We start from the raw sequence: 20929 nt of genomic DNA, 5'->3' as shown, positions 1-20929 counted from the left end.
CTGTCATGACTACTCCTGACGGCACGACCGCCACGAACGAAGCCCCCGCCAAGAAGGCTCCCGCCAAGGACCCGTGGGACCTCCCGGACGTCTCCGGACTGGTCGTCGGCGTGCTCGGCGGAACCGGCGACCAGGGCCGCGGCCTCGCCTACCGGCTGGCCCGGGCCGGTCAGAAGGTGATCATCGGCTCGCGCGCGGCCGAGCGCGCGCAGACCGCGGCCGAGGAGCTGGGCGGGGCGGAGCTGGGCATCGAGGGCGCGGACAACGCCGAGTGCTCGCGGCGCAGCGACATCGTGATCGTCGCGGTCCCGTGGGAGGGTCACGGCAAGACGCTGGAGTCGCTGCGGGAGGAGCTGAGCGGCAAGCTCGTCATCGACTGCGTCAACCCGCTGGGCTTCGACAAGAAGGGCGCGTACGCCCTGAAGCCGGAGGAGGGCAGCGCCGCCGAGCAGGCCGCGGCCCTGCTCCCGGACTCCCGGGTCACCGCCGCCTTCCACCATCTGTCGGCCGTGCTGCTCCAGGACCCGGAGATCGCCGAGATCGACACGGATGTGATGGTGCTGGGCGAGTCCCGCGCGGACACCGATCTGGTGCAGGCCCTGGCCGCCCGCATCCCCGGCATGCGGGGAGTCTTCGCGGGCCGCCTGCGCAACGCCCACCAGGTCGAGTCCCTGGTGGCCAACCTGATCTCGGTCAACCGCCGCTACAAGGCCCACGCGGGCCTGCGCGTCACGGACCTCTGAGGCCGACCCGCGGGCCCCGGCGGGGCATGGGCGACAATGTCGGAAGCGCCACCCCCCGACAGGACCCCACAGGAGCCACCCCCATGCCCCGCCTCGCTCTCTACGCCCTCCTCGTCTGCGCCCTCACCGTCGCCGCGGCCGTCGTCTCGTTCGCGCGGGGCAGCTGGCTCGGCGTCGTGTGGGTCCTCCTCGCCGGGATCTCGTCCAACATGGCCTGGTACTACGTACGCAGGGCCAAGGCGGAGCGCGAGGCCGAGCGCGAGGCCACGGGCGCCACGGGCGCCACGGGCGCTACGAGCTGATCCCGGGGAACTGCGGCGCGCCCTGCCAGAAGCGGAAGAACTCCTGGCCGAAGTAGGTGTCGAACTGCGACACCCCCAGCCCCCGCATGATCGCGTCGACCGCCTCGAAGAAGACCTGGTTGACCTCGGGTATCCACAGGATGCCGAAGACCGCGAGCAGCCCGAACGGCGCGTACGGCTCGACCTGCCGCCGGACGCGGTGGGACAGCCACGGCTCGATCACCCCGTAGCCGTCCAGCCCCGGAACCGGCAGGAAGTTCAGGATCGCGGCGGTGACCTGGAGCAGCGCCAGGAACGCGAGCGCGAAGCGGAAGACCGTCGGCACCTGGTCCCCGCTGCCGAGCCAGAACGGGGCGGTGAGCGCGGCGGCGAACAGCACGTTCGTCAGCGGTCCCGCGGCCGAGATCAGACTGTGCCGCCAGCGGCCCTGGATCCGGTGCCGCTCGATGAAGACCGCCCCGCCCGGCAGCCCGATCCCGCCCATGATCACGAAGATCACGGGCAGCACGATGCTGAGCGCCACATGCGTGTACTTCAGCGGGTTGAGGGTCAGATAGCCCTTCGCGCCGATCGACAGATCACCGCCGTGCAGCGCGGTGCGGGCGTGTGCGTACTCGTGCAGACACAGCGAGACGATCCAGCCGGAGACCACGAAGAGGAAGACGGCGAAGCCGGGGCTGGCCGAGTAGTCCGTCCACACCGCCCATGCGGACACGACCATGATCGCGACCAGGCCGAGGAACACAGGGCTGATCCGCCGCTCGCGGCGGCTGATGGCGGTGGTCATCGAGTGAGATCTCCGTACGGGGTGGTGGGCACTGACCGAAGAACGACGATCGGTGTGCGCGGAGTTCCGGGCGAGAGGAATCAGACGTGATCAGCGCCACGCGGCCGCGGGCTCCAGCGGCTAATCTGAGAGCAACCTGGCCAGGGAGGAAGCATGACGATCATGGAGGACAGGGCGGTGGAATTGCATGAGCAGATCCGTCTGCCCCGAAGCATGCGGCTGCGGCTGACCAGGAACGGACTGACGTTGGTACCTATTACCCAAGCGCACTGGAGGACCCAGCGGCGCATCGCAAGCCAGATCGAGGAAGGTCTGCCCGGCTGGACAGCGGTGGGCGAGTTCAGCGTGGTCCCGCCCCGGGAGGGGTACAGCCCGGAGCCGGACGTGTCGGCCGTGCCGAGTGACAAGTGCCTCGATGACGCCAGCCGGTTTCCGGAGGACCTGCTCCGCTTCGTCGTGGAGATCGTCTCGCCGGAGAGCGAGGAGCGTGACTACAGCACCAAGGCCAGTCACTACGCCCTGCGCGGTATCGAGGCGTACCTCGTCGTCAACGTCCTCACGGCCCGCTGGACGCTGCTGACTCGCCCGCAGGACGGGACCTACCGGCACACCGTGACCGGCGACTTCGGCGAGAAGATCGAGATCCCCGTGGACGACCAGACACTCGTCCTCGACTCCTCGCAGTTCGTCCGGGTGGTCCGGGCCTGAGGCCGATGTCCCGCCGCGCGCGGCATCGACAACAATGGGGCCGTGCGCTACGCCATCCTCGGCACCACCCAGGCCCACCGCGACGACGGCACCCCCGTCGACCTAGGCGGCACACGGCTGCGCGCGCTGCTGACCGCGCTCGCCCTGACCCCGGGGCGGCTGCGGACGAACGGCGCGCTCATCGCCGAGGTCTGGGACACCGACCCGCCCGCCGACGAGAACGGCGCGCTGCAGGCCCTCGTCGGGCGGCTGCGGCGCGCCGTCGGCAAGGAGGCGATCGCGTCCGGCACCGGCGGCTACCGGCTGTGCGCCGAGCCCGACGACGTCGATCTGCACCGCTTCGAACGGCTCGCGGAGGAGGGCGCCCGCGCCCTCGCCGACGGCGACCCGGCCAAGGCCGCCGCCCGCTACGACGACGCCCTCGCCCTGTGGCGCGGCCCGGCGCTCACCGACCTTCCCGACGGGATGGCCGCGGCCGCCCGCGCCGAGGCCCAGCGGCTGGACGCGCGGCGCGGCCGCATCGCCGCCGGTCTCGCCCTCGGCGACGCCGCCCAGACCCTCCCCGCGCTCGTCGAGCTGTGCGACGCGCACCCCCTGGACGAGCCGCTGCACGCGCTGCGCATCCGTGCCCTGCGGGACACCGGCCGCGCGGCGGAGGCGCTGGCCGCGTACGAGGCGATCCGGGTGGAGATCGCCGACCGGCTGGGCGCGGACCCGGGCCCCGAGCTGCGCGCCCTGCACGCGGAGCTGCTGGAGCCCGGACAGCCCGGACAGCCCAGCCAGCCCGAGCCGCCGGAGGCACCGGCGCCGCAGCGGGCCGGGCGGCGCGGCGGCAATCTGCGCGCCCGGCTCACCAGCTTCGTCGGCCGGGAGACCGACCTCGCGGCGCTGCGCACCGATCTGGCCGCGCACCGGCTGGTCACGCTCCTCGGGCCCGGCGGCGCGGGGAAGACCCGGCTGTCCCAGGAGGCCGCCGAGTCGGTCGCCGAGGGCTGGCCGGACGGGGTGTGGCTGGCCGAACTCGCCCCCGTGGACGACCCGGAGACCGTGCCCGAGACCGTGCTCACCGCGCTCGGCGCGCGCGAGACCGTCATCCGCGGCAGCGCCGCCGAGGGGCTGCGCGCCGCGGCCGACCCGACCGCCCACGATCCGCTCACGCGGCTCGTGGAGCACTGCGAGCCGCGCCGGATGCTGATCGTGCTCGACAACTGCGAGCATCTGGTCGAGGCCGCGGCCCGGCTCGCCGACTCCCTGCTGGCCCGCTGCCCCGGCGTCACCGTCCTGGCCACCAGCCGCGAACCGCTCGCGGTCCCCGGCGAGCTGGTGCGCGCGGTGGAGCCGCTGCCGGACCCGGTCGCGCTCCGGCTGTTCCAGGAGCGCGGCGCGGCGGCCCGCCCCGGCTTCCGCGCCGAAGACGATCCGGCGGCGTGCGCCGAGATCTGCCGCCGCCTCGACGGGCTGCCGCTCGCCGTCGAACTGGCCGCGGCCCGGCTGCGGCTGCTCAGCCCGAGGCAGCTCGCCGACCGCCTGGACGACCGGTTCCGCCTGCTGACCAGCGGCAGCCGCACCGTGCTGCCCCGCCAGCAGACGCTGCGCGCCGTGGTCGACTGGTCCTGGGACCTCCTCGACGCCCGCGAGCGCACCGTCCTCGCCCGCCTCTCCGTCTTCGCGGGCGGCTGCGGCCTCCCGGCGGCCGAGGCGGTCTGCGGCGACCCGCGCGACCGCAGCCCGGTCGACCCCCGGGACGTCGCCGCGCTGCTCGGCTCCCTGGTCGACAAGTCGCTGGTGGTCGCCGCGCCCGGGGCGGACGGCGAGATGCGGTACCGGCTGCTGGAGACCGTCGCCGAGTACACGGCGGAGCGGCTGGACGAGACGGGGGAGCGGGCGGTGGTCGAACGGCGCCACCTGGTCGCGTACCGGGAGCTGGCCCGTACCGCCGACCCCCTGCTGCGCGGCCGCGAACAGCGCGTCTGGCTGCCCCGGCTGGAGGCCGAGCACGAGAACCTGCGCACCGCGCTGCGCCGGGCCGTCACGGCGGGCGACGAGCAGGAGGCGCTGTGCCTAGTGCTGTCGCTCGGCTGGTTCTGGAATCTGCGCGGCCACCGCGGCGATGCACGCCACTGGGCGATGGCCGCGGCGGGGCTGGGCCCCAACCCGTTCCATTCGCCCGCCGCGCCCGCGCCACCGCTGTACACGAGCTGCACGGCCGCCCCGCCGCCGATGGAGCCCGAGCTGCTGGAGGAGGCGCGGCGCGGGGTGCGGCTGTACGCGCTGGCCAACCTCGAAGGCAACATGAACGCCATGGCCGACGAGGAGTCCTGGCGGGAGATGCGGGGCATCGTCGAGGCATACCGCCCGGGGCTGCCGCAGAACTGCCGCCTCCCGGGCGTCATGTGGTTCTTCGCGGTGCTGCTGACGGGCGACCTCGACCTGATGCGGGAGGTCGTGGACGAGTCGGTGCGCACCAGCCGGGAGCTGGGCTACACCTGGGAGCTGGCCTTCACCCTCCAGATGCGGGCCAAGGTGATGACCCAGCGCCACGGCGGCATTCAGGGGGAGGAGGCGCGCCGGGACGCCGACGAGAGCCTGGAGCTGTTCATCAGCCTCGGTGACGCCTGGGGCGTGGCCGAGGCGCTGGCCGGCCGCGGCGAGACCCTGGAGCTGATCGGCGACGGGCGGGGTGCGGCCGACGACTACCGCGCGGCGATCCGCTACGCCGAGGAGCTGGACGCGCATGCCCAGGTGACGCTGTTGCGGGCCCGGCTGGCGGGGCTGTACGTCGAGCACGGGGACGAGACGGAGGCGGCGGACGGCGAGCGCATCCTGCGCGAGCTGCTGGCGGAGGCGCCGCAGTCGGGCGCCGAGGCCGCGACGTACGTCCGGATGCACCTGTCCTACCGGTGCGGTGCCACGGGCCGGCTGGCCGAGGCCCGGGAACATCTGACGGTGCTGCACGAGGAGTTCAGCAGCCGGGCGCTCGATCTGTTCCAGGGCGTGGTCGAGGGGCTGATGGCCTGGCTGGACCTGATGGAGGGGCAGCCAGGGGAGGCGCTCACCCGGATCAAGGGGGCGCTCGTGAAGACCGGTGACTTCATGACCCAGGTGGTCGCCCCGCAGGTGCCCGTGGTCCAGCTGCTGACCGCCGGGTGCGCGCTGGCCGCCCTCGGCGGCGCGGAACGGGCAGCGGACGCGGCGCGGCTGTTCGGCGCGTACGACGCGCTGCGGCCCGGCATCCAGCGGATCCCCGCCAAGGAGCGGGCGGACCGGGCGGCGGGCGAGGCGGCGGCGCGGGAGTGGCTGGACGACGGGAGTTACGAGCGGGCGTACGAGGAGGGCGGCGGCCTCACCGTGAAGGAGGCAACCGCCCTCGTATGAACTCCACCGCTCACGTCTTGGTACGGAACTTCCGCACCGCCAGCGGCGCGGTGATCGCCGTGATGACCAGCGCCCACACCAGGGCGACGGTCACCGGATGGGCGATCGGGCCGTGGCCGCTGGTCAGCGACCGCGCCGCGTCGGCGAGCTGGGAGAGCGGGTTGTAGTCGGTGAAGGACTGCAGCCAGCCCGGCATGGTGTTGGTCGGCGCGAAGATCGACGAGCCGAACTGCAGCGGCATGATCACCATGAAGCCGATGCCCTGCACCGCCTGCGGCGTCTTCAGGGACAGCCCCAGCAGCATGAAGATCCAGGTCAGCGCGGACCCGAAGATCAGGGCCAGCACCACCGCGGCCAGCAGCTCGACCGGGCCGGTCTTCAGCTCGAAGCCCATGATGAAGCCCATGACCAGCAGGATGAGGGTGGACACCAGCATCCGGCCGGTCTCCACGATCAGCTTGGCGATCAGCACCGAGGACCGGGCGATCGGCATCGTACGGAAGCGGTCCATCACCCCCTTCCGGAAGTCGTCGTTGACGCCCGTGCCGACCGACATCGCGATGTTGAGTCCGCCCATCGCCATCATCCCGGGGATGAAGTAGTTGACGTACTCGCTCCGGTCGCCGCCCGACACCGCGCCACCGAAGACATAGGTGAACAGCAGCGAGAAGACGATCGGCATCATCAGGGCGTCGAACATCGACTCCGGGTCCTGCTTGATCTGCAGGACGTTCCGGCGCACCAGCGCGCCGATGTGCCGGAGATTGGCGCGCAGCCCGATCCGCCCCTCGTCGGGCAGGGCCTTGCCGGGTGCGGTCATCGTCGCCGTACTCACGCGGCAACCTCCTCAAGGGTCTTGTCGCTCTTCGTGTCCTCGGGCGTGGAGGTCTTCTGGCCGGTGATGGCCAGGAACACCTCGTCCAGGCTGGGCAGATGGGTGTCGATCCCGGCGATCGCGAAGCCGCGCTCGCCGAGCAGCCCGATCACCGCGGTCAGCTGCTCGTCGCTGACGATCGGCACGTTGACCAGGCCCTCCTCCACGTCCGCGGTCACGCCGCCGACGCCGTCCAGCCCGGCCTGCGCGATGGCGCCGACCATGCGGTTCAGCTCCCCGGGGTCGGCGGGGCGTATCTGCAGGGTGCGGCCGCCGACCTTGGCCTTCAGCTCGTTCACCCGGCCCTCGGCGATGATCTTGCCGCGGTCGATGACCAGGAGATCGTTCGCCAGCTGCTCGGCCTCCTCCATGTACTGGGTGGTCAGCAGCACCGTGGAACCCTCGGCGACCATGCGCTGGACCTCGTCCCACACCTCGTTGCGGGTGCGCGGGTCAAGACCGGTCGTCGGCTCGTCCAGATAGAGCACCGAGGGCCGGCCGATCATGGAGGCGGCCAGGTCCAGGCGGCGGCGCATACCGCCGGAGTAGGTGGACGCGGCCCGCTTCGCGGCGTCCGTCAGCGAGAACCGCTCCAGCATGGCGTCCGCGCGCGCCCGGGCGTCCTTGCGGGACAGATCGAGCAGCCGCCCGATCATGTACAGGTTCTCCCAGCCGGAAAGCTTCTCGTCGACCGAGGCGTACTGCCCGGTCAGACCGATCGTGCGGCGCAGCTGCCGGGGCTGCCGCACCACGTCGTACCCCGCCACGAGGGCGGTACCGGCGTCCGGCACCAGCAGGGTGGACAGACAGCGGACGAGGGTGGTCTTCCCGGCACCGTTGGGGCCGAGCACACCGAGGACGGTGCCTTCCGGCACGTCCAGATCGACTCCGTCGACCGCCTTGGTGTCGCCGAAGTGCTTGACCAGCCCCCGGACTTCGACGGCGTTTCCGTCCCTGATCTTGTGTTCCTGTCGCGTCATGTCGTAAGAGTGACACCCGCTGCCGACAGATCACCGACAAGCGGCAGACAGCCCGCCGACGGGGGAATTTCGGCGGGCTGTCGATGTGCCGCAGTGGCTCTTCGGGCGCTCTTCAGGCGCTCTTCGGGGCTAGTGGAACGAGTGCTCCTCGGCCGGGTACGCCCCTCCGACGACGTCCTCGGCGAAGGCGCGCGCCGCACCGCCCAGCACCTCCCGCAGCTGCGCGTACTGCTTGACGAAGCGCGGTACCCGGCCGCCGGTCAGGCCCGCCATGTCCGTCCACACCAGCACCTGGGCGTCGCACTCCACACCCGCGCCGATGCCGATGGTCGGGATGTTCAGCGAGCGGGTGACCTCGGCGGCCAGCTCGGCCGGGACCAGCTCCAGGACGACGCCGAAGGCGCCCGCGTCCTGCACGGCCTTGGCGTCGCGCAGCAGCTGCTGGGCGGCCTCCTCACCGCGCCCCTGCACCCGGTAGCCGCCGTACGCGTTGACGGACTGCGGGGTGAGGCCGATGTGCGCCATGACCGGGATGCCGGACTGGACGAGCAGATCGATCTGGTGGGCGGAGCGCTCGCCGCCCTCCAGCTTGACCGCGCCCACCCCGGACTCCTTGAGCAGCCGGGTGGCGTTGCGCAGCGCCTGGACCGCGCCCTCCTGGTACGAGCCGAAGGGCAGGTCGCCGACGACGAGGGCGCGCTTGGTGCCGCGTACGACGGCGGCGGACAGCAGGGCGATCTCGTCCATCGTGACGGGCACGGTGGACTCGTAGCCCAGATGGCAGTTGCCCATCGAGTCGCCGACCAGGATGACGGGGATGCCCGCCTCGTCGAAGACGGAGGCGGTCATCGCGTCATACGCGGTGAGCATGGGCCACTTCTCGCCGCGCTCCTTGGCGGCGGCGAGGTCCCGGACGGTGATGCGCCGGGAACTCGTTCCCCCGTAGAGCGCCTTCGGCGACGGGGTTTCCGGCTTTTGCGCAGGGCTGACGTGCGTCATTACGACGGCTCCTGTTCGTCATCTCGAGGCGCCCTGACGGCGTCCCCGGACCACCCCCATGCTGGCACGCTCCCCGACGCTTCGAAAGTGGGGACATTCACGCACGGATGGACATTCGATGGACAAAGGCTCGCAAAGTCTTTCCCATACGAGACGGGACCGTATCGAAACGGTTCTAGCCTGGGCCGCATGGCAGCAGCACCGACCGCCGAGGCGATCCACCGCAGACGGTGGGCGATCCTGGTCGTCCTCATGATCAGCGTCCTGGTCGTCGTCCTGGACAACTCGATACTCAACGTGGCGATGAAGACCATCGCCACCCCGAAGCCCACCGGGCTCGGCGCCACCCAGAGCCAGCTGGAGTGGGCCATCAACGCCTACACGCTGGTCTTCGCGGGGCTGCTGTTCACCGCCGGGCTCCTCGGCGACCGGCTCGGCCGCAAGAAGGTGCTGCTCGGCGGCATGGCCGTGTTCGGCATCGGCTCGGTGCTCGCCGCCTTCTCCGGTTCGCCCGGCGAGCTGATCGGCTTCCGGGCGCTGATGGGCCTGGGCGCGGCGTTCGTGATGCCCGCGACCCTGGCCATCCTGGTGAACGTCTTCGAGCGCGAGGAGCAGGCGAAGGCCATCGGCATCTGGGTCGCCGCGGTCGGCCTCGCCATCGCCATCGGGCCGATCACCGGCGGGCTGCTGCTGGAGCACTTCTGGTGGGGCTCGGTCTTCTTCGTCAACGTCCCCGTCGTGGCCGCCGGAATCGTCGCGATGGTGCTGCTCATCCCCGACTCCAGGGACCCGGCGCCCGGACGGCTGGACCCGCTGGGCGTGCTGCTGTCCGTCGTGGGCCTGGTGCTGCTGGTGTACGGGATCATCAAGGGCGGCCAGCTCGCCGACTTCGCCGACGCCCAGGTGCTGGCCACGATCGGCGCCGGACTGCTCGTCCTGGGCCTGTTCGTCTGGCACGAGAAGCGCAGCGACCATCCGGCCATCGATGTCGACTACTTCCGCAATCCCGCCTTCTCGGCCGCCATCGCCGCCGTCGCGCTGGTCTTCTTCGCGCTCATGGGCGTCACCTTCTTCATGGTCTTCTACATCCAGAGCGTGCGCGGCTTCAGCGCCCTGGACTCCGGGCTGCTGCTCCTGCCGCTGGCCGTCGCGCAGCTGCTGTTCGCGCCGCGCGCCCGGCTGGTCGTGGAGCGGTTCGGCGCCCGCGCCGTGTGCACGGGCGGGATGCTGCTGGTGGCCGCCACCATGGCCGGGTTCCTGCTGCTGGACGTCGACTCGCCGCTGTGGGTGCTGGAGGCGCTGTTCTTCTTCCAGGGCGCGGGAATGGCGCACATCATGCCGCCGGTCACCACCGCGATCATGCAGGCGCTGCCGCGCGAGAAGGCCGGTTCCGGCTCGGCCCTGAACAACACCTTCCGGCAGGTCGGCGGCGCGCTCGGGGTCGCCGTCCTCGGTTCGGTGCTCTCCGCCACGTACCGCGAGGGCATCCAGGGCACCCTGGCCGCCGTCCCCGGACTGCCTGCCTCCGTACGGCATTCGGCGGGCGAGTCCGTCGAGGCCACCCTCGCTCTCGCCGACCGCCTGGGGCCCGCGGGGCACGTGCTGCTGGGGCCCGCGCACGACTCCTTCATCCACGCCATGCACCTCACCGCGCTCGGCTCGTCCGGTGTCGCCCTGTTCGGCGCGCTGGTCGTGGCGGCCTTCCTGCCCGGCAAGGGCGCGGACGGCGGCGGCCCCGGCAGCGGGCAGCCGCGGGAGAGGGCCGGGGCGGGGGCCGACCGATGACCGCACCCCCGGCCGGTGTTCCGGCGCGCGCGCTCCGGGCGCGCGGGCTTCCCGCGCGCGGGCGGCCGCGCAGCGCCGCCACCGACGCCGCGATCATCGAGGCCACGCTGCGGCTGCTGGAGGAGGGCTCGTCCGTCGGCGCGCTGTCCATCGAGGGGATCGCGCGCGCGGCCGGTGTGGGCAAGGCCACCGTCTACCGCCGCTGGCCCGGCAAGGACGCGCTGATGCTGGACGTCCTGCGGTCGCTGGAGGAGCCGTGCCCCGAACCGGCCGGGGCCTCGGTCCGCGACGACCTCGTCACCCTCCTGGAGTTCATGCGGCGGCGCGGGCTGGCCAAGCGCGACTACGCCCTGATGCGCAGCGTCCTGGCCCAGGCGCAGGCCCACCGGGAGCTGTGGCGGGCGTACGACGAGCAGGTCATCGAGGTCCGCCGGGAACGGCTGCGCTCGGTGCTGCGGCGGGGCGTCGACCGCGGTGAGATCCGCTCCGACACCGACCCCGAGCTGTTGGCCGATCTGTTCACCGGGCCGATGCTGGCGCGCGCGATCCTGCACGAGCGGCGGGAGTTGCCGGAGGGGCTGGCCGAGCGGATCGTGGACACCGTGCTGGAGGGGGTCTCGGCGCGCGGCTGAGACGCCGTATGCGAGCGTATGACGGACGACGCGTCCCGATGTCTTTGTGCCTGTTGCGTCACAACCGCCCCCGTTGTCGCGGGGTGCGGAACCCCCGCGTACCGCCCGGGCGTCCACCGGGCAGGGACGCCCGGTGGGGGCGTCGGGAATGCCCTGGTCATCGCCTAGGGTCTTGAGCGAACAGGCGGGCAGCGGCAAGTGAGGGACGGACGACGCATGGTGCAGGCGTACACGCAGGAGACGGGACAGTCCGGGGACGCACCCCAGCGGACCGGCTCCCGGTTCGGTCACCTGCGCGACCGGCTCCGGCAAAGCCGCGGAATCTGGCGGCGCGGTCTGGTGCTCGCGGCGTTCGCGATCCTGCTCGCGCTGATCATGGTCTTCCACGCCGACATCCCCAACCGCGTCGGCAACCTCGGCAGCCTGCTGGAGACCTTCCTGCCGTGGCTCGGGGTGTTCCTTCCGCTGCTGCTGGTGCTCGGCCTGGTGCGGCGGTCGGCGAGCGCCCTGGTGGCGCTGGTGCTGCCGGTCATGGTCTGGCTGAACCTGTTCGGCGGGCTGATGTTCTCCGACAAGTCCGGCGGCGACGGCGACCTGACCGTCGTCACCCACAACGTCAACGCCGACAACGCCGACCCGGTGACCACCGCGAAGGACGTGGCCGCCTCGGGCGCGCAGGTGGTGGCGCTGGAGGAGGTGACCGCCAAGGCCGCGCCGACGTACGCGAAGGCCCTCGCGGGCACCTACCGCTACCACGCGGTGCAGGGCACGGTCGGGGTGTGGAGCAAGTACCCGCTGTCCGGGACCAAGCCGGTCGACATCAAGATGGGCTGGACCCGGGCGCTGCGCACCACGGTCGCCGCGCCGAGCGGTGACGTCGCCGTATACGTTGCCCATCTTCCTTCTGTGCGCGTGAAGTTCAACGCGGGCTTCACCGCCGGGCAGCGCGACGCGAGCGCCGACGCGCTGGGTGAGGCCATCCGTGACGAGCCGCTGGACAAGGTGATCCTGCTCGGCGATCTGAACGGCACGATGAACGACCGTTCGCTGGCCCCGGTCACCTCGCAGATGCGCTCCGCGCAGGGCGCGGCGGGCGACGGCTTCGGCTTCAGCTGGCCCGCCTCGTTCCCGATGGCCCGCATCGACCAGATCATGGTGCGCGGGGTGAACCCGGTCTCGGCCTGGACACTGTCGCAGACCGGCAGCGACCACCTTCCGGTCGCGGCGTCGGTCACGCTCTGAGCCTGCCAATCGAAGATCTAACAAGCTGTTCACCTTGAGGATGGTGCTCAGGAAATAAAGCGCGTGAGAGACTTTGTTCCGATAGAGAACATACGCACGACCCCCTCCTTCGGCTTGTGAAAGGTCTCTCATGCCCCTGGCACTGCTCGCTCTCGCGATCTCTGCCTTCGGTATCGGCACCACAGAATTCGTGATGATGGGCCTGCTGCCCAACGTCGCCGACGATCTGAGCACCTCGGTGCCCACCGCTGGCTACCTCGTCTCCGCCTACGCCATCGGCGTCGTCATCGGAGCGCCGCTGCTCACCGCCCTCGGTGCGCGCATCCCGCGCAAACGCATGCTCGTCCTGCTGATGGGGCTCTTCACGGTCGGCAACCTCGCCTCCGCGCTCGCCCCCTCCTTCGGGCTGCTGCTGGCCGGGCGGGTGCTCGCCGGGCTGCCGCACGGCGCGTTCTTCGGGGTCGGCGCGGTGGTCGCCTCCCGGCTGGTGAGCGAGGAGAAGCAGGCCCGCGCGGTCGCCACCATGTTCCTGGGCCTGACGATCGCCAACATCGTCGGCGTCCCGGTGGGCACGGCGCTCGGCCAGGGTCTGGGCTGGCGCGCCACCTTCCTGGTGGTCACCGGCATCGGCGTCGTGGCCATGGCCTCGCTCGCCCGGCTCGTCCCGCAGGTGCCGCGGGACCAGCACGGCGGCCTCGCCCACGAACTGCGCGCCCTCGGCGACCGGCAGGTGCTGCTCGGCCTGCTCACCGCGGTCTTCGGCTTCGCCGGTGTCTTCGCCGTCTACAGCTACCTGGCCTCGATGATGACCGAGGTCACCGGCTTCGCCGAGTCCTCCGTCACGATCGTGCTCGCGCTCTTCGGCATCGGCATGACGCTCGGCGCGCTGGTCGCGGGGCCCCTCACCGACCGCGCGCTGCGGCCCACGCTGTACGGGTCGCTGACCGCGCTGGCCGTGATGCTGGTGGTGTTCAACTTCACCGTGCACATCAAGTGGGCGGCGCTGGTCTCGGTCGTCCTGCTCGGCGCGGTGGGCTTCATGACCACCACCCCGCTGCAGATGCTCGTCATGAACAAGGCGAAGCACGCCCCGACCCTCGCCTCCGCCTCCAACCACTCCGCGTTCAACCTCGCCAACGCGGGCGGGGCCTGGATCGGCGGCGTCGCCATCGCGGCGGGCTGGGGCTGGACCTCCCCGACCCTGGTCGGCGCGGTGCTCGCGGTGATCGGCCTGGCGATAGCGGTGACCGCGGGATTCCTGGACCGCGGGTCCTCGCAGAAGTCCCGGGTCGTCGCGGGCAGTGATTCGGTGCCCGCGCTGTCCGAGGTGCGCTGAGTCTCTTTTCCGCACGAACGCGCCCCGCCATGTGGCGGGGCGCGTTCGTGCTTCTCCGTCGTTACGGCACCGACAGCACGACCTTCCCCCGCACCCGGCCGGTGGCGCTCAGCTCATGCGCCTTCGCCGCGTCCGCCAGCGGGAACACCTCGTGCAGCGGCACCCGGAACCGGCCCTCGGCGGCCAGGGCCGCCGCCACCGCGAGCCCGTCGAGGCCGGGGGCGTCGCCGCTGCCCGCCCAGGTCAGATGGACGCCGTGCTCGTGCGCGCCCAGGTCGGCCACCGACACCACCCGCTTCGCGTCGCCCGCGACGGCGATGAGATCCGGCAGCGAGCCCGAGCCCGCCGCGTCCAGCACCGCGTCGACCCCGCCGGGCGCCAGCGCCGCGACCCGCTTCGCGAGGCCGGGGCCGTACGTGGTGGGCGTCGCCCCGAGGCCGGTGAGGAACGCGTGGTTCGCCTCCCGGGCCGTACCGATCACGGTGGCCCCGCGGGCGGCCGCGAGCTGGATCGTCGCCGTGCCGACGCCCCCGGCCGCGCCCTCGATCAGCAGCGTCGTACCCGCGGTGACGCCCAGCAGGTCCAGCGCGCGGGTGGCGGTCTCCGCGTTGCCCGCCGCGCCGGCCGCCTCCTCCCAGCTCAGCGCGTCCGGCTTGGCCGCCCAGGCGGCCAGCACGGCGAATTCGGCCGCCGCGCCCCCGAACCGGCTGAAGCCGACCATCCCGAAGACGGCGTCCCCGACCGCGACGCCCGTGACACCCTCCCCGATCTCGTCCACGACCCCTGCGGCGTCCATCCCGGGGATGCGCGGCAGGGCGAGCCCGGGCCGCAGCTCTTCGGGGAGCGTCTCTTCGGGGATCGCCCCCGAGCGCAGCTTGTGGTCCGCCGGGGTGACCCCGGCGGCCCGTACGGCGATACGGATCTCGCCGGGCCCGGCGTGCGGTTCTTCGGCCTCGCCGACGGTGAGTACGTCCGGCGGGCCCAACTCTGAGTACTGAAGCGCAAACATGTGGTGGACGCTAACAACGAATCGGAACAGGGCGTCCGTTTCGGCGTAAAGTGAGAGAGCATGACCGACGAACTGTCTCGGAAGCGCTCCGACGCCCGCCGCAACCGCCACCACATCATCGCGGTCGCCGCGGACACCTTCGCCGCTCACGGGCTCGATGTGCCCATGCGGGAGATCGCCCGCCGCGCCGGTGTCGGACCCGCGACGCTCTACCGCCACTTCCCCGCGAAGGGGGACCTGGTCGCCGAGACCTTCGCCGATCAGCTGGCCCACTGCGTGGCGACCCTCGACGCCGCCCTCGCCGACCCCGACCCCTGGCACGGTTTCCGCACCTTCATCGAGAACGTGTGCGCGATGCAGGCCGAGGACCGCGGCTTCACCGCCGCCCTCCTCGCCACCCTCCCCGACTCGCTGGCCACGGACTTCGAGCGGGTCCGCGACCACCATCTGCGCCGCTTCGCCGAGCTGACGCGGCGCGCCAAGCAGAGCGGGCAGCTGCGGGCCGACTTCGTGCCGGACGACATCAAGCTGCTGATCATGGCCAACGGGGGCATCGGTACGAAGTCCCCCGCCGACGCGCGCGCGGCGTCCCGCCGCCTGGTGGCCCTGCTGCTCCAGTCCCTCCGCGCCCACCCGGCCGACCCGCCGGCCCCGCTGCCGCCGCCCGCGCCGCTCGACTTCCACCCGGCGTAACCGGGGCTCCGCCCCGGACCCCGCTCCTCAATCGCCGGAGAGGCTGGCATGTGGGGCTTCTCCGCCCCGGCCCCGGCTCCTCAATCGCCGGAGGGGCTGGGGTGTGGGGCTTCTCCGCCCGGGCCCTGGCTGCTCAATCGCCGGAGGGGCTGGCTTCGGCCTTCCACGGCGTGGGCAGTTCGGGGGCCGGGGCGGAGCCCCGGCGGGGGTCAGGGGGCGGAGCCCCCTGGGGGTCAGCCGTGTTCGCGCCAGCGGTTGGTGATCGGTAGGCGGCGGTCCTTGCCGAAGCCCTTGGCGGAGATCTTCGTGCCCGGCGGGTACTGGCGGCGCTTGTACTCCGCCGTGTCGACCAGCCGCAGGATCCGCGTCACCAGCTCATCGTCGTAGCCCGCCGCGACGATCTCCCGGCGGCCCTGGTCGCGGTCCACGTACAGCTCCAGGACGCGGTCGAGCACGTCGTAGTCCGGGAGGGAGTCGGTGTCGACCTGGCCCGGCCGCAGTTCGGCGCTCGGCGGCTTGGTGATGGAGTTCTCGGGGATGGGCGGGGTCTGACCCCGCTCGCCCGCGGCGCGGTTGCGCCACTTCGCCAGCCGGAAGATGGACGTCTTGTAGACGTCCTTGATGGGGCCGTACGCGCCCACGGAGTCCCCGTAGAGCGTCGAGTATCCGCACGCCAGCTCGGACTTGTTGCCCGGGGCGAGGACGATGTGGCCCTCCTGGTTGGAGATCGCCATCAGCATCGTGCCGCGCAGCCGCGACTGCAGGTTCTCCTCGGCGAGGCCGGTGAGGTTCAGCGAGCCCATGTAGGCGTCGAACATCGGGGCGATCGGGACGGTGCGGAAGTTGAGCCCGGTGCGCCGCGCCAGCTCCGCCGCGTCGGCGATCGAGTGCTCGGAGGAGTAGCGGGACGGCATGGCCACGCCGTAGACGTTCTGCGCGCCGACCGCGTCGCACGCGATCGCCGCGACGAGGGCGGAGTCGATACCGCCGGAGAGCCCGATCAGCACGCTGCGGAAGCCGTTCTTCGCGGCGTACGCCCGCAGGCCCACCACCAGCGCGGTGTAGATCTCCTCGTCGTCGCCGAGTCGCTCCGCCTCGCCGCCCGCGAGACCCGGCTCGGGGTCGTAGGCCGGGAGCGGGTCGGCGGAGAGGGTGCGGTGGTCGATGCGGAGCCCGTCGTCCACCACGCCCTCCGGGACCGCGTCCGGGTCGGCGGCGGGCAGGTCGAGGTCGACCACGACGCACCCCTCGGCGAACTGCGGGGCGCGGGCGATCACTTCGCCGTCGCGGTCGACGATGATCGAGTCGCCGTCGAAGACCAGCTCGTCCTGGCCGCCGATCATCGCCAGGTACGCGGTGGTGCAGCCCGCCTCCTGGGCGCGCTTGCGGACCAGGTCCAGCCGGGTGTCGTCCTTCTCGCGCTCGTACGGCGAGGCGTTGATCGACAGCAGCAGCCCGGCCCCGGCGGAGTGGGCGGCGGGCACCCGGCCGCCGTCCTGCCACAGGTCCTCGCAGATGGCGAGGGCGACGTCGACGCCGTGGACGCGGACGACGGGCATGGTGTCGCCGGGCACGAAGTAGCGGAATTCGTCGAAGACGCCGTAGTTCGGCAGATGGTGCTTGGCGAAGGTGAGGACGACGGAGCCGCGGTGCAGCACGGCGGCGGCGTTCTGCGGGGAGCCGGCGGGCTGGCCGTACCGCCGGGCCCGCTCGCTGCGGTCGAGGTAGCCGACGACCACCGGCAGCTCGCCGAGGCCCTCGGCCTCCAGCCGCTCGGCGAGCGCCCGCAGCGCGGCGCGCGAGGCGTCGACGAAGGAGGAGCGCAGCGCGAGGTCCTCGACGGGGTACCCGGTCAGCGCCATCTCGGGGAACGCCACCAAATGGGCGCCCTGCTCGGCGGAGTGCCGGGTCCAGTGGACTATCGACTCGGCGTTCCCGGCGAGGTCGCCGACGGTCGAGTCGATCTGGTTCAGAGCGAGGCGAAGTTGAGGCACGGCGCCCAGTGTAATCGTCTGTCTGACGCGATGGCCGGTGCGTGTCCGAGGTCTCCTCGCTGGGGCCGGACCCGGCCCTGGCCTGGGTTACTTCTGGTAACCGAGGATGGTCATCATCCCCGACTCCGAGTGGTAGACGTTGTGGCAGTGGAGCATCCACAGCCCCGGGTTGTCCGCGTCGAGGTCGACGCTCACCTTCCCGTGCGGCAGCACGATCGTGGTGTCCTTGCGCGCCCCGCCGTCCGCCAGCCCGTAGGTGTGGCCGTGCACATGGACGGGGTGCCACATCGGGGTGCCGTTGATGAAGGTGAGCCGCACCCGCTCGCCCAGCCGCACCGGGTAGCGCTGCGACGGGTCGTACGGCCTGCCGTTGATCGCCCAGTCGAACTTCCGCATCGACCCCGTGAGCCGCAGCCGGATCGTGCGGTCCGGCGGGCGCGACTCCAGCCGTACCGATTCCGCGGCCTTCAGCTGGTCCGCCCGGACCAGCTTGCCGTTCAGCTCCTTGGGGCGCTTGAACTTCTTCGCCCCCTTGCCGCTGGTGTGGAGCACGGCCAGCGTGGACCGCTTCTTGCCCTCGGCGAGGGCGGCGAACGGGAACACCCCGCTCTTCGCGGTCACCACCACGTCGTACCGCTCGCCCATGCCCAGCAGCAGCGCGTCGGTGGTGGTGGGCCGCACGGGGTAGCCGTCGGTGTGGGTGACGGTCATCTTGTGGCCGCCGAGCGCCACCCGGAAGGCGGTGTCGCCGCCCGCGTTGATGATCCGGATCCGGATGCGGTCGCCGCGCTTGGCCCGGAAGACCTGCGGGGAGTCGGGGGTGCGCCCGTTGATGAGGTAGTACGGGTACGCGACGTGGCCCGCCTCCCCGCCCAGCAGCTCGCTCGTGGCACCGGCCAGCAGGGCGGGGGAGGGGGCGGGGGACGGCTTGCCGCCGTGCCGGGACATCAGCGGCGTACCGCTCGCGCCCGTCGCCATCCCGTGGGCCATGGTCCGGCCGCCGTTCAGCTGCCGCAGCACCTTGTCGGGGGTGCGGCCGCCCACCCCGTCGAGCCAGTCGTCGAGGACGACGATCCACTCCTTGTCGTACTTCAGCGGCTCCTTCGGGTCCTCGACGATCAGCGGCGCGTACAGCCCCCGGTCGAGCTGGACGCCGGTGTGCGGGTGGATCCAGTACGTGCCCGGGTTGACCGCCGTGAAGCGGTAGTCGAAGGCCGCGCCGGTCTTGACCGGCGGCTGGGTGATGCCCGGGACGCCGTCCATGTCGTTGCGCAGCCGGATGCCGTGCCAGTGCAGCGTGGTGGGCTCCGGGAGCTGGTTGACGAGGGTGAGGGCGAGGGTTTCGCCCGCGGTGACCCGGATCGCCTGGCCGGGCAGCTGGTCCTCGTACGCCCAGGACTTCACCTGGCGGGCGCCCAGGTCCAGCGTGGTGGCGGTGGCGGTGAGCCGGACCCGCCGGACCGGGCCGGGCCCCCGCCGCTGTTCGCGGTCCCGGACCTCCGGGCCGTGCGGGGAGATGTACTCCGACGGGGTCGCCGCGGCCGGCCCCGCCTGCCCGCCCAGGCCGGAGTTGTCCATTCCGTATTCGTCGCCGGAGGGACTGCAGGCGCCGAGCAGACCGCCGCCCGCGGCAGCGATTCCCGCGCCGAGCACGGCGCGGCGAGAGGGTTCATGCATGAGTGAGCACCCCAATGCTGGTGGGAAATGTGCGCATGAGCGAATCGGCGCGTCCGCCGCGTCCCGCGCCGCATCGGGGCGGGAGGCAGGCGGCCGCGCCGCTATATGCGCTGCACCAGCAGCCGGTGGTGTTCGGGCACCGCCGTCTCCCCGGTCTCATTCTCTGATGATCGTGACAATTCGACAGCTTACCCCCAAGGGGTATGAAAGGGGGTAGCGCGGAGCCGGGGCGTGGCTGTGCCGCGGAACGCACGGGTCCGTGAGCGGACCGCAGATGCGTACGATGCACACATCGTGTCGGAGCGCGCGGAGCGGGTCCGGACGGATCCCGAAACCTCGCCGAAACCCCGCCGCGTGATACTGGGGACGTCGAGGTGCCCCGCGCCCGTCGAAAGAGCCGTTTGACCTGCAAGGATAGGGGACCATGGATAAGCAGCAGGAGTTCGTGCTCCGTACCCTCGAAGAGCGCGACATCCGGTTCGTGCGGCTGTGGTTCACCGACGTCCTCGGCTTCCTCAAGTCCGTGGCCGTCGCGCCCGCCGAGCTGGAGGGCGCCTTCGACGAGGGCATCGGCTTCGATGGCTCCGCGATCGAGGGCTTCGCCCGGGTCTACGAGTCCGACATGATCGCCAAGCCGGATCCCAGCACCTTCCAGATCCTGCCCTGGCGCGCCGAGGCCCCGGGGACCGCCCGGATGTTCTGCGACATCCTGATGCCGGACGGCTCCCCCTCCTTCGCCGATCCGCGCTACGTGCTCAAGCGCATCCTCGCCAAGACCTCCGACCTCGGCTTCACCTTCTACACCCACCCCGAGATCGAGTTCTTCCTGCTCAAGCAGAAGCCCATGGACGGCACCCGCCCGGTGCCCGCCGACTCCTCCGGCTACTTCGACCACACCCCGCAGAACATCGGCATGGACTTCCGCCGCCAGGCGATCACCATGCTCGAATCGATGGGCATCTCGGTCGAGTTCTCCCACCACGAGGGCGCCCCCGGGCAGCAGGAGATCGACCTGCGCTACGCCGACGCGCTCTCCACCGCCGACAACATCATGACCTTCCGCCTGGTCATGAAGCAGGTCGCGCTGGAGCAGGGCGTCCAGGCCACCTTCATGCCGAAGCCGTTCTCCGAGTACCCCGGCTCGGGCATGCACACCCACCTCTCCCTCTTCGAGGGCGACCGGAACGCGTTCTACGAGTCGGGCGCCGAGTTCCAGCTCTCCAAGGTCGGCCGCTCCTTCATCGCCGGGCTGCTCCGGCACGCCGGGGAGATCTCCGCCGTGACCAACCAGTGGGTCAACTCGTACAAGCGCATCTGGGGCGGCTCCCAGCGCACCGCGGGCGCGGGCGGCGAGGCGCCCTCGTACATCTGCTGGGGCCACAACAACCGCTCCGCCCTGGTCCGGGTCCCCCTCTACAAGCCCGGCAAGACCGGCTCCACCCGGGTCGAGGTCCGCTCCCTGGACTCCGGCGCCAACCCCTACCTCGCCTACGCGGTCCTGCTGGCCGCGGGCCTCAAGGGCATCGAGGGCGGCTACGAGCTCCCGGCCGGCGCCGACGACGACGTCTGGGCGCTGTCCGACGCCGAGCGCCGCTCGCTCGGCATCGAGCCGCTGCCGCAGAACCTCGGCGAGGCCATCACCCTCATGGAGCGCAGCGAGCTGCTCGCCGAGACGCTGGGCGAGCACGTCTTCGACTTCTTCCTGCGCAACAAGAAGCAGGAGTGGGAGGAGTACCGCTCCGAGGTCACCCCCTTCGAGCTGCGCAAGAGCCTGCCGGTGCTGTGATCCGCGG

General features: G+C 71.8%; 17 protein-coding genes. 10 read left to right on the top strand and 7 right to left on the bottom strand.

From position 1 onward, the window contains the following. Positions 1-5 precede the first annotated feature (5 nt). Positions 6-743, top strand: a complete 738-nt coding sequence (npdG, locus tag ACZ59A_RS02575) for an NADPH-dependent F420 reductase (protein ID WP_470952520.1) — start codon at positions 6-8, stop codon at positions 741-743. A gap of 83 nt (positions 744-826) precedes the next feature. Beyond that, positions 827-1045 (top strand): hypothetical protein, encoded by a 219-nt coding sequence (locus tag ACZ59A_RS02570; RefSeq protein WP_470952517.1) that lies wholly within the window; start codon positions 827-829, stop codon positions 1043-1045. Here ACZ59A_RS02570 and ACZ59A_RS02565 read toward each other — a convergent pair. Further along, positions 1035-1832 carry a site-2 protease family protein gene (locus ACZ59A_RS02565; protein ID WP_470952514.1) on the bottom strand — a complete coding sequence of 266 codons (798 nt, stop codon included), beginning with the start codon at positions 1830-1832 and terminating at the stop codon, positions 1035-1037. The two genes, ACZ59A_RS02570 and ACZ59A_RS02565, sit on opposite strands and share 11 nt — an antisense overlap. A gap of 153 nt (positions 1833-1985) precedes the next feature. On the opposite strand from ACZ59A_RS02565, the gene ACZ59A_RS02560 reads away from it, so the two are divergent. Together ACZ59A_RS02560 and ACZ59A_RS02555 are read left to right on the top strand one after the other, a co-directional pair. Then, positions 1986-2540 (top strand): Uma2 family endonuclease, encoded by a 555-nt coding sequence (locus tag ACZ59A_RS02560; RefSeq protein ID WP_470952511.1) that lies wholly within the window; start codon positions 1986-1988, stop codon positions 2538-2540. A gap of 42 nt (positions 2541-2582) precedes the next feature. After that, positions 2583-5915 carry an ATP-binding protein gene (locus tag ACZ59A_RS02555; RefSeq protein ID WP_470952508.1) on the top strand — a complete coding sequence of 1111 codons (3333 nt, stop codon included), beginning with the start codon at positions 2583-2585 and terminating at the stop codon, positions 5913-5915. 10 nt (positions 5916-5925) lie between these two features. Here ACZ59A_RS02555 and ACZ59A_RS02550 read toward each other — a convergent pair whose 3' ends face one another. The 3 genes from ACZ59A_RS02550 to panB all read right to left on the bottom strand — a co-directional run bounded on the left by ACZ59A_RS02550 (position 5926) and on the right by panB (position 8768). Continuing rightward, positions 5926-6750: an ABC transporter permease gene (locus ACZ59A_RS02550; RefSeq protein ID WP_470952505.1), complete on the bottom strand. Its 825-nt coding sequence runs from the start codon at positions 6748-6750 to the stop codon at positions 5926-5928. Continuing rightward, entirely contained in the window at positions 6747-7769 is a 1023-nt protein-coding gene (locus ACZ59A_RS02545) for an ATP-binding cassette domain-containing protein (protein ID WP_470952502.1), read from the bottom strand. Before ACZ59A_RS02545 ends, ACZ59A_RS02550 begins: the two co-directional genes overlap by 4 nt. A gap of 129 nt (positions 7770-7898) precedes the next feature. Then, positions 7899-8768 (bottom strand): 3-methyl-2-oxobutanoate hydroxymethyltransferase, encoded by an 870-nt coding sequence (gene panB, locus ACZ59A_RS02540; protein ID WP_470952499.1) that lies wholly within the window; start codon positions 8766-8768, stop codon positions 7899-7901. A gap of 189 nt (positions 8769-8957) precedes the next feature. Between panB and ACZ59A_RS02535 the strand changes: the two genes are divergently transcribed. The 4 genes from ACZ59A_RS02535 to ACZ59A_RS02520 all read left to right on the top strand — a co-directional run bounded on the left by ACZ59A_RS02535 (position 8958) and on the right by ACZ59A_RS02520 (position 13763). After that, on the top strand, positions 8958-10553 hold the full coding sequence (locus ACZ59A_RS02535) for an MFS transporter (RefSeq protein WP_470952496.1): 1596 nt from the start codon (positions 8958-8960) through the stop codon (positions 10551-10553). Continuing rightward, positions 10550-11185, top strand: a complete 636-nt coding sequence (locus ACZ59A_RS02530) for a TetR/AcrR family transcriptional regulator (RefSeq protein ID WP_470952493.1) — start codon at positions 10550-10552, stop codon at positions 11183-11185. Before ACZ59A_RS02535 ends, ACZ59A_RS02530 begins: the two co-directional genes overlap by 4 nt. A gap of 216 nt (positions 11186-11401) precedes the next feature. Further along, positions 11402-12427, top strand: coding sequence for an endonuclease/exonuclease/phosphatase family protein (locus tag ACZ59A_RS02525; RefSeq protein WP_468053628.1), 1026 nt, complete (start codon positions 11402-11404; stop codon positions 12425-12427). 130 nt (positions 12428-12557) lie between these two features. Continuing rightward, a complete protein-coding gene (locus ACZ59A_RS02520) occupies positions 12558-13763 on the top strand; it encodes an MFS transporter (protein WP_470952490.1) in 1206 nt (401 codons plus the stop codon). A 61-nt stretch (positions 13764-13824) separates the two neighbouring features. On the opposite strand, the gene ACZ59A_RS02515 is transcribed toward ACZ59A_RS02520, so the two are convergent. Beyond that, positions 13825-14772: an NADP-dependent oxidoreductase gene (locus ACZ59A_RS02515; protein ID WP_470952487.1), complete on the bottom strand. Its 948-nt coding sequence runs from the start codon at positions 14770-14772 to the stop codon at positions 13825-13827. 60 nt (positions 14773-14832) lie between these two features. Between ACZ59A_RS02515 and ACZ59A_RS02510 the strand changes: the two genes are divergently transcribed. Continuing rightward, entirely contained in the window at positions 14833-15465 is a 633-nt protein-coding gene (locus tag ACZ59A_RS02510) for a TetR/AcrR family transcriptional regulator (protein ID WP_470952484.1), read from the top strand. A 233-nt stretch (positions 15466-15698) separates the two neighbouring features. Here the strand turns inward: ACZ59A_RS02510 and ACZ59A_RS02505 are convergent, their stop codons facing one another. Then, positions 15699-17459, bottom strand: coding sequence for an NAD+ synthase (locus tag ACZ59A_RS02505; protein ID WP_470952482.1), 1761 nt, complete (start codon positions 17457-17459; stop codon positions 15699-15701). An 87-nt stretch (positions 17460-17546) separates the two neighbouring features. Then, positions 17547-19136 carry a multicopper oxidase family protein gene (locus ACZ59A_RS02500; RefSeq protein WP_470952479.1) on the bottom strand — a complete coding sequence of 530 codons (1590 nt, stop codon included), beginning with the start codon at positions 19134-19136 and terminating at the stop codon, positions 17547-17549. A 424-nt stretch (positions 19137-19560) separates the two neighbouring features. Here ACZ59A_RS02500 and glnA point away from each other — a divergent pair, with 424 nt between their 5' ends. Continuing rightward, positions 19561-20922, top strand: coding sequence for a type I glutamate--ammonia ligase (glnA, locus tag ACZ59A_RS02495; protein ID WP_468053616.1), 1362 nt, complete (start codon positions 19561-19563; stop codon positions 20920-20922). The last annotated feature ends 7 nt before the right edge of the window (positions 20923-20929 follow it).

Source organism: Streptomyces sp. NPDC040405, from assembly GCF_055595765.1.
The sequence above is the reverse complement of the archived record's forward strand: the minus strand, read 5'-3'. Positions and strand labels throughout refer to the sequence as shown.